This is a genomic window from Paenibacillus sp. FSL M8-0142 (assembly GCF_038597315.1).
GTDB lineage: Bacteria > Bacillota > Bacilli > Paenibacillales > Paenibacillaceae > Paenibacillus_AQ > Paenibacillus_AQ lactis.
In genome coordinates this window covers 2,962,953-2,977,896 of sequence record NZ_CP152008.1, presented here as the reverse complement: position 1 = coordinate 2,977,896, position 14,944 = coordinate 2,962,953, and the positions used below count along the sequence as shown (strand labels likewise).

14 protein-coding genes and 1 riboswitch are annotated in these 14,944 nt (G+C 51.3%); of the genes, 4 read left to right on the top strand and 10 right to left on the bottom strand.

Annotated features, from left to right (window positions below; genetic code table 11):
* Positions 1 to 194: 194 nt before the first annotated feature.
* Positions 195 to 1,292: a glycoside hydrolase family 88 protein gene (locus tag NSQ46_RS13935; protein ID WP_232239450.1), complete on the top strand. Its 1,098-nt coding sequence runs from the start codon at positions 195 to 197 to the stop codon at positions 1,290 to 1,292.
* A gap of 135 nt (positions 1,293 to 1,427) precedes the next feature.
* Here the strand turns inward: NSQ46_RS13935 and NSQ46_RS13930 are convergent, their stop codons facing one another.
* From NSQ46_RS13930 to purT, 4 genes are all read right to left on the bottom strand, one after another.
* A complete protein-coding gene (locus NSQ46_RS13930; RefSeq protein ID WP_007130112.1) occupies positions 1,428 to 2,531 on the bottom strand; it encodes an ATP-binding protein in 1,104 nt (367 codons plus the stop codon).
* A complete protein-coding gene (locus NSQ46_RS13925) occupies positions 2,528 to 3,223 on the bottom strand; it encodes a response regulator transcription factor (RefSeq protein WP_007130113.1) in 696 nt (231 codons plus the stop codon). Before NSQ46_RS13925 ends, NSQ46_RS13930 begins: the two co-directional genes overlap by 4 nt.
* 96 nt (positions 3,224 to 3,319) lie before the next feature.
* A complete protein-coding gene (locus tag NSQ46_RS13920; protein ID WP_213615483.1) occupies positions 3,320 to 4,678 on the bottom strand; it encodes an MATE family efflux transporter in 1,359 nt (452 codons plus the stop codon).
* 384 nt (positions 4,679 to 5,062) lie between these two features.
* On the bottom strand, positions 5,063 to 6,223 hold the full coding sequence (gene purT / locus NSQ46_RS13915) for a formate-dependent phosphoribosylglycinamide formyltransferase (RefSeq protein ID WP_342576877.1): 1,161 nt from the start codon (positions 6,221 to 6,223) through the stop codon (positions 5,063 to 5,065).
* Between the two features lie 64 nt (positions 6,224 to 6,287).
* A riboswitch (ZMP/ZTP riboswitch) is annotated at positions 6,288 to 6,369 on the bottom strand.
* Positions 6,370 to 6,582: 213 nt separating this feature from the next.
* On the opposite strand from purT, the gene NSQ46_RS13910 reads away from it, so the two are divergent.
* A complete protein-coding gene (locus NSQ46_RS13910) occupies positions 6,583 to 8,028 on the top strand; it encodes an ATP-binding protein (protein WP_342576876.1) in 1,446 nt (481 codons plus the stop codon).
* Between the two features lie 3 nt (positions 8,029 to 8,031).
* Here the strand turns inward: NSQ46_RS13910 and NSQ46_RS13905 are convergent, their stop codons facing one another.
* The 3 genes from NSQ46_RS13905 to NSQ46_RS13895 all read right to left on the bottom strand — a co-directional run bounded on the left by NSQ46_RS13905 (position 8,032) and on the right by NSQ46_RS13895 (position 10,619).
* A complete protein-coding gene (locus tag NSQ46_RS13905) occupies positions 8,032 to 8,664 on the bottom strand; it encodes a YdcF family protein (protein ID WP_341341919.1) in 633 nt (210 codons plus the stop codon).
* Positions 8,665 to 9,121: 457 nt separating this feature from the next.
* On the bottom strand, positions 9,122 to 9,595 hold the full coding sequence (tnpA, locus tag NSQ46_RS13900) for an IS200/IS605 family transposase (protein WP_251535087.1): 474 nt from the start codon (positions 9,593 to 9,595) through the stop codon (positions 9,122 to 9,124).
* A 247-nt stretch (positions 9,596 to 9,842) separates the two neighbouring features.
* Positions 9,843 to 10,619: a phytanoyl-CoA dioxygenase family protein gene (locus NSQ46_RS13895; protein ID WP_007130118.1), complete on the bottom strand. Its 777-nt coding sequence runs from the start codon at positions 10,617 to 10,619 to the stop codon at positions 9,843 to 9,845.
* A gap of 123 nt (positions 10,620 to 10,742) precedes the next feature.
* On the opposite strand from NSQ46_RS13895, the gene NSQ46_RS13890 reads away from it, so the two are divergent.
* Positions 10,743 to 11,645 (top strand): AraC family transcriptional regulator, encoded by a 903-nt coding sequence (locus NSQ46_RS13890; RefSeq protein WP_007130119.1) that lies wholly within the window; start codon positions 10,743 to 10,745, stop codon positions 11,643 to 11,645.
* Between the two features lie 32 nt (positions 11,646 to 11,677).
* Here the strand turns inward: NSQ46_RS13890 and namA are convergent, their stop codons facing one another.
* Entirely contained in the window at positions 11,678 to 12,700 is a 1,023-nt protein-coding gene (gene namA / locus NSQ46_RS13885) for an NADPH dehydrogenase NamA (protein WP_144878875.1), read from the bottom strand.
* A gap of 161 nt (positions 12,701 to 12,861) precedes the next feature.
* Between namA and NSQ46_RS13880 the strand changes: the two genes are divergently transcribed.
* Positions 12,862 to 13,302: an Lrp/AsnC family transcriptional regulator gene (locus tag NSQ46_RS13880; RefSeq protein WP_342576875.1), complete on the top strand. Its 441-nt coding sequence runs from the start codon at positions 12,862 to 12,864 to the stop codon at positions 13,300 to 13,302.
* A gap of 170 nt (positions 13,303 to 13,472) precedes the next feature.
* Here NSQ46_RS13880 and tnpA (NSQ46_RS13875) read toward each other — a convergent pair whose 3' ends face one another.
* Positions 13,473 to 13,946 (bottom strand): IS200/IS605 family transposase, encoded by a 474-nt coding sequence (tnpA, locus tag NSQ46_RS13875; protein ID WP_251535087.1) that lies wholly within the window; start codon positions 13,944 to 13,946, stop codon positions 13,473 to 13,475.
* Positions 13,947 to 14,221: 275 nt separating this feature from the next.
* A complete protein-coding gene (locus NSQ46_RS13870; RefSeq protein WP_341341916.1) occupies positions 14,222 to 14,767 on the bottom strand; it encodes a GNAT family protein in 546 nt (181 codons plus the stop codon).
* Between the last annotated feature and the right edge of the window lie 177 nt (positions 14,768 to 14,944).

The following is a 14,944-nucleotide window of genomic DNA, read 5'->3' as shown; positions in this document are numbered from 1 at the left end:
GAAAAAGAAGGCTGCTTGTGGAACAATGAAGCAAACCCGAGCGATTATGATCGCATCAATCACGATCCGAACGGAGGTAAATCATGAGCGAAAATCATACAGAGGGCCGCGTAATATCGGAGGCGGGCCGCCTCAGCCCGGGGCATGATGCCCATGCGGGGCTGTGGAGGCTGCTGGAGGATAAGCTGTCGAGAATGGCTGTCCAGCTGGCAAATAAGGTCCCGCACGCAGCAGTGAACGGCAAATACGATTCAACCCGCATTGACTGGTGGACATCGGGTTTCTGGCCGGGCATGCTGTGGATCATGTACGATATGACCAAGGATCCCGCGTATAAGGAACGAGCATGGGAGTGGGACGTCAAGCTGGAGCAGGCTTTCTTTTCACAGAACAACTTCCATCATGATGTTGGCTTTCAATTTCTGCCGACGGCGGTCATTAAGCATAAATTAACCGGTGATCCGGATGCCAGGCGCAGAGGACTACTGGCAGCTACGATGCTAGCAGGAAGGTTCAACCCGGCGGGTCGTTATATCCGGGCCTGGAACACGGTTGATCGGACGGCTTGGAACCACGGCAATGAAGGCTGGTCCATTATTGACTCCACAATGAATCTTTCCCTTCTCTTTTGGGCATCCGAGGAGCTGGGCGATCCGAGATTCGCCCATATCGCCTCCCAGCAGGCCGACACAGTGATCGAGCATTTCATTCGAGCCGACGGCTCTGTCAAGCATATTTGCATCTTCGATCCCGTAACGGGAGACTATATCGGTGCGCTTGGCGGCCAAGGCTTCGGACCGGACTCGGCTTGGAGCAGGGGGGCTGCCTGGGCTTTGCACGGCATGGCAAACACTTGCCGGTATACCGGCGACGCCAAATACCTTGATGCTGCCAAACGGGTTGCGCATTATTTTATCGCCGCGCTCGGTGAGGAGGGAGTTCCTGCCTGGGATTTCCGGACAGAGCTTGTAGAGGCTTCAACATCATCAGATACGGAGCTCGAGCCTCCGGACACCTCCGCTGCCTCCTGCGCCGCCTCGGGATTGCTCGAAATCGCCGCTCTCGTACCGAAGAACGAGGCTTCGCTTTACATACGACATGCCGTAAAAATCATGGACTCATTAACCGAACGATACGCCGAATGGGACGATCCGGAGTACGAAGGCATTCTGAAAGGGGCAACCGGCCATAAGCCCGCGGGTCAAAATATCAATGTGTCGTTGATATACGGCGATTACTACTATCTGGAATCGGCCGCAAAGCTCATGGGCTGGAAGCAACGGATCTTCTGATCCGACCATGGAATTGTAATGCCAATGCTTCGCTTCCAATCGGCTGCTTCCTGCTTTGATCTTAATGCCTGTCCGATACGCACGATCGCGTCAAAACTAAAAACAGCAAGCGCCTTCCCTGGCGCTTGCTGTTCGTTATGTTTGTATCGGGACGGTACCCGTGCGTTCGATCGGCAATCGAATGAAGAAACAGCTGCCGTGATTCGCTCCTCGGCTCTCAGCCCATACCTGGCCGCCGTGGGCGGTTACCAGGCGCTTCACGATGGCAAGCCCCATTCCGCTTCCGCCGCTATTCCGATTCCTTGATTTATCCCCACGATAGAATCTTTCAAAAATAAAGGGCAAATCGTCCGGATTGATGCCTTGGCCGTTATCCTCGATACGCACCAGTACATGCTTATTCTCGGCTATAAGCTCTGCTCGCACACGTCCCCCCATAGGGGTATGTCGAAGGGCATTGCTCAGCATGTTCACCAGGACCTGGTGGATTCGATCGGCATCGACCATCGCAGGCATCGGCGGTCCGCTGGTATACTTCAGCTTCACCTGTTTTTCAAGATACATGGGCTTGACCAGCAGCACCGCCCGCTCCATCAGCTTCGACATATCCTGCCTGGCTAGGCAAAGGCGGAATTCGGGCGATTCCATATCATGCAGATCCTCAAGCTCGGTGACGAGATCGATCAACCGGTCGATCTCGTGCAAGCAAGTGCGAAACCGTTCAGCCGTCGGCTCCCAGATTCCGTCTTCCAATGCACGGGTATGGCTTTTTAACGTGGTTAACGGCGTACGAAGCTCATGCGCGATATCCTGGGTCATGCTTCTGCGAAGCTGCTCCTGCTTCTGAAGCTGCAAAGCCAACTCGTTAAGCGAACCTCCAAGCCCGGCGAGCTCATCTTCGCCATCTACATGAATTCGGGTGGCCAGATCACCTCGCGTCATCCTCTCAGCCGCTTGCTTCATTTGAACCAGCGGCGCGGAGATACGTCTTGCCACGTAAATGCCGGTCACCGTGGCAAGGGCGATCGACAGTATGCAGGTCAGTATGATCGACTGCATCTGAGCCTGTTCCAGATGGTAGTTCAGCTGGTCGATCCCGTGCCCTTCCGCGGTCTGCTGCTGATACATCGCGATATGATAATGGTTGGTCAAAATGCTGATCCCGGTAAACATAATCAAGATCCCGGTCGTGATGCTGATAATGATGGCAGCCAGCCGCAGATCCAGCCTTCGCTTCATGATTCCTCGCCTCCGAACCGGTAGCCAAAGCCGTACACCGTTATAATAAACCTCGGTTGTTTGGGATCCTGCTCGATCTTATGCCTTAGATTTTTGACATGCTGATCTATGGTGCGGATATCGCCGTCATAATCAAAACCAAGAACCCGTTCAACAAGCTCCTCACGGGAGAAATGACGTCCCGGATATTTCGCCAGCAGTACAAGGAGTTTATATTCGTTTGGCGTCAAGCTCACGGCCTGTCCATGGCAGGTCACCTCGTGCTTGCCCGAATGAATGACAAGGGCCCCGTGCCGATACACCGTAACATCTGACAGCAGCTCGGCATCATCGCCGGACCGTCTCAAGATGGCCTTGACTCGTGCAAGAACCTCCCTCGGATCGAACGGCTTCAGGACATAATCATCCGCTCCGGAGGAAAAGCCCTTGAGCCGGCTGCTTGCTGCGGATTTCGCCGTCAGCATCAGGATCGGAACCGGGCTGAATGAACGGATGTGGGCACAGAGCTGCTCGCCGTCCATGTCGGGCAGCATCAAATCCAGGATGATCAGGTCCACCTTTCCGTCCCGCATATGCTCCAATGCTTCCTTAGCATTTGCCGCCTCCAGCGTCCGGTACTGTTCTCTTTGGAGATACGACACAAGAACTTCCCGGATGTTCGGCTCATCATCGATGATTAATATCGTCCTCATTCCCGACTCTCCTTGCTGGAATTAATCTTCATGGCTTGAGTTGTTCTATTTTTATTTAGGGATGCTCCAGGCGTCCCGGATAATCCGAATCATCCGTTACGTCTGAACCGGTATCGAGGCGGGCTGAGCGGGTCTGCTCAGCTTCTTCATGCTTAAATAATACGCTGTTCCAAGCGGAATAAGCGCCCCCAGCCAAGCCAGCGGATTGGCGAGACATGCCCCGGGGAACCCGATCAGAGCCGACAGGAACATAGCGGCAACGACGCGCATGATCAGCTCCATAATGCCGGCGACGGTAGGGATGAAGCTTTGGCCAAGCCCTTGCAGCGAGAACCGGTAAATGAACAGCAAAGATAAGAGCAAATAGGTTGTTCCGTTCGCTAGGAAATACTGGCCGCTGAGATCCAGCAGCTGCTCCTGTCCTTGACCGACAAACAAAGAGACGGCGGCCGGACCTGCAACAATAACAAGCACCCCCACCAGGATGCTAAACGATCCCGAGAGCAAAATGCATTGCTTGACGCCTAGCCGAATCCGGTCGATCCGGTTCGCCCCGAAATTTTGCGCCGCAAAGGTTGCCATCGTAACGCCGAAGGAGTTCATCGGTTGGGTAGCGAGCATATCGATCTTCTGAGCCGCTGTGTAAGCCGCAACTGACAGTGCGCCAAGACCGTTCAGCGTAATCTGAAGAATAATCGCCCCGATGGCGATGATCGATGCCTGAAAGCCCATCGGGAAACCCACCCGCATATGCTGGCCAATAAACGTCCAATCGATCGACCAGTCAGCCGTTTTGAACTGCAGCAACGGAACCTTTTTATGGATATAGATCAGGCAGAGCAGACAGGAGAACAGCTGTGAGATGACAGTTGCTAGCCCGGCACCCGCTACGCCCATCTTAAAGACGAGTATAAACACGAGATCCAGCACAATATTCAGAATACTTGCGATAACCAGAAACAATAGCGGAGTGCGGCTGTCCCCGAGCGCCCGAAGCAGGTTGGCCAGCAGGTTGAATAACACCGCTGCGCCGACGCCAGCATTGATTACGATCAAATACGAATAAGCATCATCCAATATTTCAACCGGCGTATTCATCATGACGAGGGCCGGCTTCGTAAACACGACACTAAGGATGGTCAGGACGATCGTGAAAACGATACTGATCCAAAAGCTCGTGCCGACGCTTTTACGCACACCAGCAATATCCTTTGCCCCGAACCTCTGCGCGGTAATGATGGAGAGGCCTGCCGTCAGGCCTTGCGCAAATCCGATAATAAAAAACATAATGCTTCCGGTCGAACCGACGGCCGCCAGCGCGTTCACGCCGATCGTGCGTCCGACAATGAGCGTGTCGGCCATATTGTAGAATTGCTGAAACAGATTGCCGATTAACAGCGGGATCGTGAACATGATGATCAGTTTAATCGGACTGCCTTGTGTCATATCTTTCATGCGTGCATTCTCCTATGATGTGAAGTTCGCCATTCTAACATCTTGTTCTAATATGTATGGTTTCCTGCTGCACACCGGGTCGCTTATCGGGCGATGGGCCTTCCGGGCAGCACGAATGCTGTTTTCTTGTGTATCTTATCATGAACAACGGCAAAAGTGATGCAGGTTTATATTCAAAATCTAAATAATTTCCATGGCACTGCCTTTCCGATCATCGTATGGCCATTCGCAGATAGGGATCTAACGTACCTCTTATGGAAAAGAGGCCAGCCGTTGGCAATCCGGCTGACCTCTCGCTATTGGGCAGTTTTTGCATTCTTCAAATGGATTTGATCCCAAGCTTAAGCGGACAAGGCACATTCCGGAAGAAGGTGATCACTGCCGTTAAACTTCTTCCACCCCAAGCTTGTCCAATGCCTGTTTGGCACGAGATCGCGCTTCCTCCACCTCGCCTGCGGTCGACAAGGCCACTGCCACTCTTCTGCCAGCCTTTGTCACAGGCTTGCCGAATAGACGAACCTGAGTGTTCGGTACCGCGAGCGCCTGCTCGGCGCCCGTAATCTTATAGTTTTCAAGCTCACCCGGTGCTTTCAACGGACGGCTGGCGCCCGGGGTGATCAGCACGATTTCCGGAATCGGGTAACCGAGGATGGCCCGGACATGAAGCGCGAATTCGGACAGATTTTGCGTGACCAGCGTAACTAATCCGGTATCATGCGGGCGAGGCGATACCTCACTGAAATATACTTGATCCTCGGTCAGAAACAGCTCGACGCCGAACAATCCGAAGCCGCCCAATTCATCGGTAATGGCCCTCGCAATGCGCTCGGCTTCCTTCATCTGCTGCTCGGATATCGGATGAGGCTGCCAGGATTCGATATAGTCACCGCTTTCCTGCACATGTCCGATCGGCGGACAGAAGCTTGTCCCGCTCACCGAACGAACCGTTAACAGTGTGATTTCCGACTGGAAGGTGATGAACTCCTCGATGATCACCCGGCCGTTCTGTACGCGCCCGCCTTCCATTGCAATGTTCCAGCATGATTCAATGTCGCTCTCCGATCGGCAGACGCTCTGCCCTTTCCCTGAAGAGCTCATAAGCGGCTTAATTACGCAAGGAAAGCCCATCTCCCTTACCGCGACCTCGAATTGTTCATAGTTATCCGCAAAGCGGTATCCGGCCGTCGGCAATCCGAGCTTCTCCGAAGCAAGCCTGCGGATGCCCTCCCGGTCCATCGTCAGCTTGGCCGCTCTTGCGGTAGGAATGACGCGGAAGCCCTCCTCCTCCAGCTTCACTAACTCGGATGTGGCCAAGGCCTCAATCTCGGGAACGATCAGATCAGGCTGTTCCCGCTCGATGACTTCCCGCAGCTTGGCGCCGTCGAGCATATCGATGACGTAATGGCGATGCGCGACGTGCATGGCAGGCGCGTCGGCATATCGGTCTACCGCCACGGTCTCCACACCTAACCGCTGCGCTTCGATAATGACTTCCTTTCCGAGTTCTCCGGATCCCAGCAGCAGCATTTTTTTCGTTTTATACATCGTTCTCCAGTCCCCTTTTCAAAATAGAAATATTAAAAAGAGGTAAGGGAAAATAAACTTCCCTTACCTCTGCCCAGGCGTACGGCTGTCGTCATCCATGTGCTCCCTCATGGTTCCCCCATGCAGCGCCAGTCACACATCGACCTACTCATTGTCAGCTAAATCATACTGAATATTGAGCATGAATGCAATATGAATGCAATATGACCGCTCATGACAATCACCGAAAGCGGCCACTGACCAATCCGTTCCATGCGCGCAAGTTACCAAATCTATCGCCCTTTCATTGATGAAAGCGCATCCAGCACATATAATAGGGGGGTGATCAAACCTTACAGTCAATTGAAAGGAGACTTGCCGTGCTCCCCTATTCTGTCCAGCGTCAGGACTTTGCTTTTGAACACGCCATCATCGGAATGGCCATCGTTTCAATCGACGGAGAAGTGCTTCAAGTCAATTCGGCTTTGTGTGAGTTATTGGGCTGCTCCAAACAAGAATTAATGGATGGAGCACTGAAAGGGACGAACATCGGCGGAATTCTGGAAGTGATTAGGCACAAGGCGGGAGATTTCCAGCTCAAGCCTTCTCAGGTGACCGCACTCCAAGTTGGCATGAAATACGAACATCCTGCCGGACGGAATCTGGATTTGAAGCTTCACTTTTCGGCATCCGCTGAAGCGCAATCGCCGTTCCGCCATTGCTTGGTCCAATTTGAGAACCTCACCCCTGTTTACGAGCTGCAGGAACAGCTGACACAGAAGGAAATGAAACTGGTTGAGAAGGAAGAAGGCTTCCTGCAGCTGCTGGAAGAGCTCCCGCTTTCCGCGCTCATTACAAAGTACGGCATGATCCAGTACGCAAATCAAGCGACGCTACGGCTGCTTCACGCCTCGAATGTCTCCGATGTGCTCGGAATTTCAACCGATGTCGTGGTAGATCCCTCTTCGCATCATAAGCTTGCAAGGCGAAGAACGCGTTATGCGGAATATCGGGAAATCGGACCCGTTACATATCTTATCCGCTGTTTCGACGGTCAACAAAAAATCGTCTCCGGTATCACGCTGGTCACCACCTATAGAGGCGAAAAGGCCGCGCTTAGCATATTCAAAGATATCACAGAGCAGAAGATGGAAGAGGATCGCATCATGCAGTCCGAGAAGCTGACGACAGCAGGACAATTGGCAGCAGGAATCGCGCATGAGATCCGTAACCCGCTCACGTCAATTAACGGCTTCATTAAACTCCTTCGTTCGTCGGAGCAAAGCAATAAGCTGTATTTCGATATCATCGAATCGGAACTCAAACGGATCGAGCTGATCGTCAATGAACTGCTGGTGCTATCCAAGCCGGAAACCTCCCATGTCAGCAAGCCATTTGACGTGCTCGGCATCGTCGAACAAATCGTTACCCTGATGAAGGTCCAGGCTGCGCTGAACAATATCGAGATCATCCCGCGTTTCCCAGCCGAGCCCGTGTACGTTCACGGCGAAGCGAATCAACTGAAGCAGGTATTCATCAATTTGCTGAAGAACGCCATGGAGGCGATGGATCAAGGAGGAACGATCACGCTGACCATTCAGCAAAGCGACAGCGATGTCCATATCATCGTCCAGGATGACGGTATCGGCATGACGCCAGAGCAGATCCGGTCGTTGGGACAGCCCTTCTATACAACGAAGGACAGCGGAACCGGGCTCGGATATATGATCACGAAAAACATCATCCACAATCACGGCGGATCGATCCATGTGGAGAGCTCCCCGGAGCAGGGCACCAGCTTTACGATTCAGCTGCCCGCTTTATAGATATTAGCGAAAAGGCGACAGCACGACATAACCGGTGTAATAAAACATCTCCCGAAGCAGGAATGGAACCTTGCTCCGGAAACTTTGATATGCACTTCGATCCGTTGGTGACGGATATGCCTTCATTCCGTAATCGTCCGCCATCGTCATCGCCCGCTTCATATGAAGCGGGTCGCTGACGATCAAATACGTGGACAAACCTTCTTGTTCACCGACCGCTTGGGCATGGGACAGGTTCTCTTCCGTTATCTTTGACACCGTTTCGATCAGAATGTCTGCTTCCGGAACTCCCCGGGCAATCGCGTAATCCCGGGCAACCTCGGATTCCGCCGACTCAAGGTCCGATCCCCGTCCCCCCGTAAAGATCAGCTTATCCACATACTGATGCTTATACAGCCATAAGGCATGATCAATGCGTCCCTGGAATACGGGGGAGGGTTTATCGCCCCACACGGCCGCTCCAAGTACAATGGCGGCATCGGATTTTACAGGCTCGGTCTTTGCTCCGTAAGTCCATATGGCGACGGCCGCATAAACCATATATGCCATGATAACGGCAGCAGCTGAGAGGACGATTCGCCGGATCGTCTTTCTTCGGCTTCCTACGACTTTGCGAGACCGATTTACATTATTCACAAACTCCCCCCCGATCTTCCTCGAAAGCCTTTTCGCAGCAAAGCGTTGATTTTTAAATTGATAGGAGCTGAATCCGTTCAATACGACTCCATTCTACCATACCGGTTCTCTCCCCCGGTATTTTCATTAGGTTATAAGCTCCTTTACCGGCTTAAGTCCACTAGGTGCGAGGATCAAGGACGGGTTAGATGTAAGCGATCGATGCACGAATTAGATATACGGATTAGATGAATGGGGCAGAGGTAAGATCGAGGTGGAGCGGCTCGAAGCCGGAGCAGCGACTAGATCGAGCTAGCCACGACGCTTGCCACGCAAAATCAGAACCACCCGTCAAACGGGTGGTTTGCTCTTGGGGTATAACCCCTTGTTGCCAAACTGCGCCTAAAGACGCTAGCCTGACAATAAAATTGTTCAGGCTCAGTGTAATTTGTCACTTTCACTTACCAGTTAAACTGGTTTACTTCTTCTTGTTACTGTTTTTGCTGAATGGATCTTCATACTCTTTCACACTCAGTTTATCAATTGCTTGGTCGTGTGCTTCTTGCTCACGAATGTATTTTGCTACAGTTGCTTCATTTAAGCCCACTGTGCTGACGTAGTATCCCTCCGCCCAAAATTTTCGATTACCATATTTATACTTCAAGGTAGCATGCTTCTCGAATATCATGAGTGAGCTTTTCCCCTTCAGGTATCCCATAAATGATGATACTGAGATTTTTGGGGGAATTGCTACCAACATATGTACATGATCGGGCATCATGTGGCCTTCGATTATCTCCACTCCCTTGTATTTGCATAATCGTTTGAAAATTTCGATTAAGTCTTTCCTCACTTGATTATAAATCTCTTTCCGTCTATACTTCGGGGTGAACACAATGTGGTACTTGCACATCCACTTCGTGTGAGCTAAACTATAGCTCTTGTTTGCCATCTAAGACCATTCCTTTCATTATTGAGCCTGAACATCTCAATTTTATCGGAATGGTCTTGTTGGTCAAACCCTCGATCCCTCCACCCGCATAGCGGGTGGTTTTTTGTTTCGCACGCTTCGCGAGCTCAACTGGCTAAAGCCATAATGAAAAAACAGGGATTCAAAGCATCCCTGTTTAACCGTCGCCTTTAGCTGAGATTTATCCTTTCTTCTCATCCGAATACAATTCTTTTCAGCCATGACATTGCTAGCCCACGATCTCGTACTTCGGCTTCACGTTATTAAAGTCGGGATTTTCACCGCTAACCATCAGCCCCATCCCCCAATCAAAGTGAACATTGGCCGTCGGCAGATCCGATGCATCCCGATATTGGAACAACACGTTTCGCCTTGTTCGCTCGCTGCGGTTAACGTCCGACCCATGGATGGTCAGATAGTTGAAGAAGAGTACATCTCCCGCCGATGCCGGACAAGGTGTCCCTGACGATATCGGATATTCCTTGTGGTTCAGGTAATACGAGCCTACATGAGGAAGTATTCCTTCTTTGTGGGAACCGGGAACGACACACAAGCATCCGTTCTCCGTATCCGCATCATCCAGGTGAATGCTTGCCGCAAGCATGGTATGATCACGATGAGGGAAGTAAGGATAATCCTGGTGCATCGGAAAGGCTGCCCCGTTTGAGGGAGGCTTCACCAGCATTTTGGAATGATGAAGCTGCACATTCGGTCCGATAATTTGCTGCAGTACGGCGGTCATTCGCGGGTGGATGGCGGCGCGCATGAAAGCGGCATCATGATAGTGTACGTCATGAAACCCTTTCAGCACGAGCTTCTTCAGCTGCTCGGGAGGCAGATAATCGCCCTGCCAAGCGTGGTTCTGATCCGCCTTGGCGCGCGCCGCCCTCCGGATAATCTTCTCAACCGCTTCCCGCATCTCTTCCACTTCCGCCGGATCGAACACGTTCCGGACCAGCAGATACCCATAATCTTTGTAAAATTGGACATCTTGTTCATTAATCATGCCTTAGAAACCCTCCTCAATCTTGTTTTGGTTCTGGTTTCATTATAGGCAGCTCATGCATCGACGTATTTGCACAGCGAGGACCACAATTTGTACAATTACGCCAAGGAGGTGTTCATAACGATGATTCAATGGACCCACAGCGAGGAGCGGCTCAATCGGTATGCCGGGCATCTGCCGGGCGAGCGTCTTTCCTTTCTCGTACATTATTGGGGAAGCGTCCGGAATTTGGCTACCAATGCGATGCATAAGCATTCCTTCCTGGAGATTTGTTACGTTGACAATGGCGAAGGCATCTATACTGAAGCCGGCGTCGATTTTCCCTTGCGACAAGGCACAGCCTTTTGTTCAAGGCCAGATATTTACCATCGGATCCAAAATGTCGATCAACTGGATCTGTTATTCGTTGCTTTTGAAGTCAGAAACCATCCGGCTGAGGATCACGCCATGAACTACTTGCGTGTCCTGGAAGGAGGGCCGGTATGGATTGAGGATGCCCGCGAAGCGCCGTCAATCCATCTGTGGAAATCGCTGCTCATCCATGAACAGCCAGGCCAATCACTGCCGGTTACGCTCTTGCCGCCCCTCGCGCATGCGCTGCTTGAGTCTTTTTCCGTCATGTTCGGCAAAAAGGACACGCTCCCGAAAGGGCCGGAAATCTCCACCGGTTTCTCCCACTCCGCCCAGCTTGTTCAGCGGGCAAAGCTCTACATCAGGGATAACTTGGGCCGTCAGCAGCTGTCTTTAAGCGAGGTTGCACGATTTTTGAATATATCCCCTCGCCAGCTGTCGCGATTGTTCGCAACCTGCATCCATGAGTCATTTTCCAGCTTCGTCCGAACGGAGCGAATTCGAGCCGCTGAGCTTATGCTGACGATTTCTGATGAACCGATTAAGCTGATTGCCGAGCGTACCGGCTTTTCGTCCGTCCATTACTTCACGAGATTGTTTACCATGACGAAGGGCGTACCACCGGCAGCATACCGCGCTAAATTTAAAGCAGTCTTGGCAGCACGTACCGAATAACAGCTCATCGATTCGGCTTGATCGTTCTGCTGTTAACCCTCTGTATATCCGGTGGTGAACCATTGATTACGGTATGGGGCCGGCTCAGGTATGGTTTCTCCCAGCTGCTCGGCTGCCGTCCGTGGCCAGAACGGGTCTTTCAGCAGGGCACGGCCAACCGCGATGAGATCGGCCTGACCTTTGCGGAGGATCTCTTCAGCCTGCTTCCCGCAGGTAATCAACCCGACTGCAGCGGTCGGCATTCCAATCTGACGGCGAATCGCTTCCGCATAGGCAACCTGATAGCCTGGATATACCTCCGGTTTTTGATCGGTTACGCCCCCGCTGCTCGCGTCGATGAGGTCGACCCCTTGCGCTTTCATCCGCTCGGCAAAGTCAAGGTGATCCTCGATATGGTTCCCATGAGGATGGTATTCTTCCGCAGAGATTCTCACGAATAGAGGACCGTTCCAAACCTGCCGCACCTTCTCAAGGGTCCTCCCGAGGAAGCGGTACCGATTCTCCCTTGAACCTCCATACATATCCTCTCTCTGATTGGTCAAAGGGGACAAAAAGTCATTGATGAGGTAACCGTGAGCGCCGTGAAGTTCTATGACGTCAACGCCTGCTCGCCTAGCACGGACAGCCGCGTTCCTGAAGGCCTCGATGACCCTTTCGATCTCCGCAATCGTCATCGGCTTCGTCCTTTTCCCCCGATACGCTGCCCCTGACGAAGAGAAGCCGGTGCCTTGCTCCTTCTTCCTGCCGGCATGACCCAGCTGCATGCCAACAGCCGTCCCTTGCCGGTGCAGCATGCTCACAAGCTCTCGAAGCCGCTGCTCCTGCCCATCATCCCATAATCCCAATCCGCCCGGATCTGCCCCCGTCCTCTCAACGGCCGTTACCTCAATCATGATTAATCCCGCTTGGCCGATCGCCCTCGCGCCGTAATGCAAATACTGCCATTCGGTTAGCTTCCCTTCTTGGTCTGCTGCTAACGTGCCCATCGGCGACATCATGATTCTGTTTTTTAACCGTACGCCGCGGATGGTAATCGGACTGAATAACATGGACATAGCTGCTCTCCTCTCCGTTTTTTATGCTTTGCATCTCATGGCTTAATCCTATATGATAAAGGCGCAAGCGAGAATGGAAAGTTAAAGGTTCATCATTATTTTCACCGCAATTTTCAAGGAAGTTTCGGGATTTAAAATTAATTTTCTAAGGAGGTGCGCATGTGGATCGAACGGATGTCCAAATCCTCGAAATGCTGCAAAATCATGCACGGCTTTCCATGACGGAGCTAGGCAAGCTCATCGGGCTGTCTCAGCCAGCGGTCACCGAGCGAGTCCGGAAGCTGGAAGAGCAAGACGTCATAATCGGATATCGAGCGGTCGTGTCGCCTGAGAAGCTGAACAAGCACTGTATGGCGTATTTATTGTTCCATACGAAGCATTGCGAGAATTTCATTGCTTTCTGCGAGCAATCGAACGAGGTTGTCGAATGCCATCGTATCAGCGGTCAACATAATTATCTTATAAAAGTGGTCTGCGACTCGATGCGGGCACTCGAAGCGTTCATCAACCAAACAGGACAATTCGGCGATTCCACGACATTGATCGTCATGTCGTCCCCGATTGAGAACAGGGTGCTGCTGCCCTCACAGGTTGAAGAGTAGCCGGATTTCGGCAAGCGCCGAATCGGTTAATCAGAACCACCCGTCAAACGGGTGGTTTGCTCTTGGGGTATAACCCCTTGTTGCCAAACTGCGCCTAAAGACGCTAGCCTGACAATAAAATTGTTCAGGCTCAGTGTAATTTGTCACTTTCACTTACCAGTTAAACTGGTTTACTTCTTCTTGTTACTGTTTTTGCTGAATGGATCTTCATACTCTTTCACACTCAGTTTATCAATTGCTTGGTCGTGTGCTTCTTGCTCACGAATGTATTTTGCTACAGTTGCTTCATTTAAGCCCACTGTGCTGACGTAGTATCCCTCCGCCCAAAATTTTCGATTACCATATTTATACTTCAAGGTAGCATGCTTCTCGAATATCATGAGTGAGCTTTTCCCCTTCAGGTATCCCATAAATGATGATACTGAGATTTTTGGGGGAATTGCTACCAACATATGTACATGATCGGGCATCATGTGACCTTCGATTATCTCCACTCCCTTGTATTTGCATAATCGTTTGAAAATTTCGATTAAGTCTTTCCTCACTTGATTATAAATCTCTTTCCGTCTATACTTCGGGGTGAACACAATGTGGTACTTGCACATCCACTTCGTGTGAGCTAAACTATAGCTCTTGTTTGCCATCTAAGACCATTCCTTTCATTATTGAGCCTGAACATCTCAATTTTATCGGAATGGTCTTGTTGGTCAAACCTCGATCCCTCCACCCGCATAGCGGGTGGTTTTTTGTTTCGCACGCTTCGCGAGCTCAACTGGCTAAAGCCGCAACAAAAAAAAGGTCTCCATCCTCTGATAGGACGAAGACCTTTTTCAATTGGCATCGTTTATCGGCTTCAAGCTGGTTCTACCATATCGTTATGTTGCTGCTGCATTTCAATCCCCACGCCTTGTGGAACTTCCTACTTCGCATCCTTGCTGCTCCGGCTTGAACAGAGTACCCACTCCGACTTCAGCACCGCGTAATAGTATTCGTCCCACCAGGTACCGTCTTCCCTTGGGATGCACTGAATAAAATGCCCTTCCCGGCGCATGCCGATCTTCTCCATCACCCTGTAAGAAGCGATGTTATCCGGCTGACAAGTAGCCACCACCCGGTGCAGCCCAAGGTTGGTGAAAGCGTAATTCAACGTGGAAGCAGCGGCTTCCGTTGCGTATCCTTTACGCTGATATCCGGGATGGAATACCCAGCCGATCTCGTACGTGTGCTCGCCGAACCATGGGTGAAACACGATATGACCGATCAGTGCTTGTCCCTCTCGAAGGGTAACCGCATAATTTTTGGCGTTGCCCTGATGGAGCAGCACGAACTGCTTCGCTTTCTCTTCAGTAAATACGCCCTCTGGGATATATTTCATCACAACCGGATCTGCGGTGTATGCCAGTACTTGATCCCAATCATCTTTAACGAATTCCCGTATGATCAATCTTTCTGTCACGATATGCATTTTAAAGCGCTCCTTATTAAAGTTATTTAATGATCTAATAACTTCAATAGAGTCGCAAATGCGTTTCGTCGAATAAAGCGATGTGCTTGAATAACTACGAATCAACCCCTTTTGTTCACCCTGCCATTGTTGGCATAACCATCATATTCGACATGAATATGATCATTCCCTTCGTAC

Coding starts and splice junctions, on each gene's coding strand:
- NSQ46_RS13935 (WP_232239450.1), top strand. CDS start 195: ATGGCTGTCCAGCTGGCAAATAAGGTCCCGCACGCAGCAGTGAACGGC.
- NSQ46_RS13930 (WP_007130112.1), bottom strand. CDS start 2,531: ATGAAGCGAAGGCTGGATCTGCGGCTGGCTGCCATCATTATCAGCATC.
- NSQ46_RS13925 (WP_007130113.1), bottom strand. CDS start 3,223: ATGAGGACGATATTAATCATCGATGATGAGCCGAACATCCGGGAAGTT.
- NSQ46_RS13920 (WP_213615483.1), bottom strand. CDS start 4,678: ATGAAAGATATGACACAAGGCAGTCCGATTAAACTGATCATCATGTTC.
- purT (WP_342576877.1), bottom strand. CDS start 6,223: ATGTATAAAACGAAAAAAATGCTGCTGCTGGGATCCGGAGAACTCGGA.
- tnpA (WP_251535087.1), bottom strand. CDS start 9,595: ATGGCAAACAAGAGCTATAGTTTAGCTCACACGAAGTGGATGTGCAAG.
- NSQ46_RS13895 (WP_007130118.1), bottom strand. CDS start 10,619: ATGATTAATGAACAAGATGTCCAATTTTACAAAGATTATGGGTATCTG.
- NSQ46_RS13890 (WP_007130119.1), top strand. CDS start 10,743: ATGATTCAATGGACCCACAGCGAGGAGCGGCTCAATCGGTATGCCGGG.
- namA (WP_144878875.1), bottom strand. CDS start 12,700: ATGTCCATGTTATTCAGTCCGATTACCATCCGCGGCGTACGGTTAAAA.
- tnpA (WP_251535087.1), bottom strand. CDS start 13,946: ATGGCAAACAAGAGCTATAGTTTAGCTCACACGAAGTGGATGTGCAAG.
- NSQ46_RS13870 (WP_341341916.1), bottom strand. CDS start 14,767: ATGCATATCGTGACAGAAAGATTGATCATACGGGAATTCGTTAAAGAT.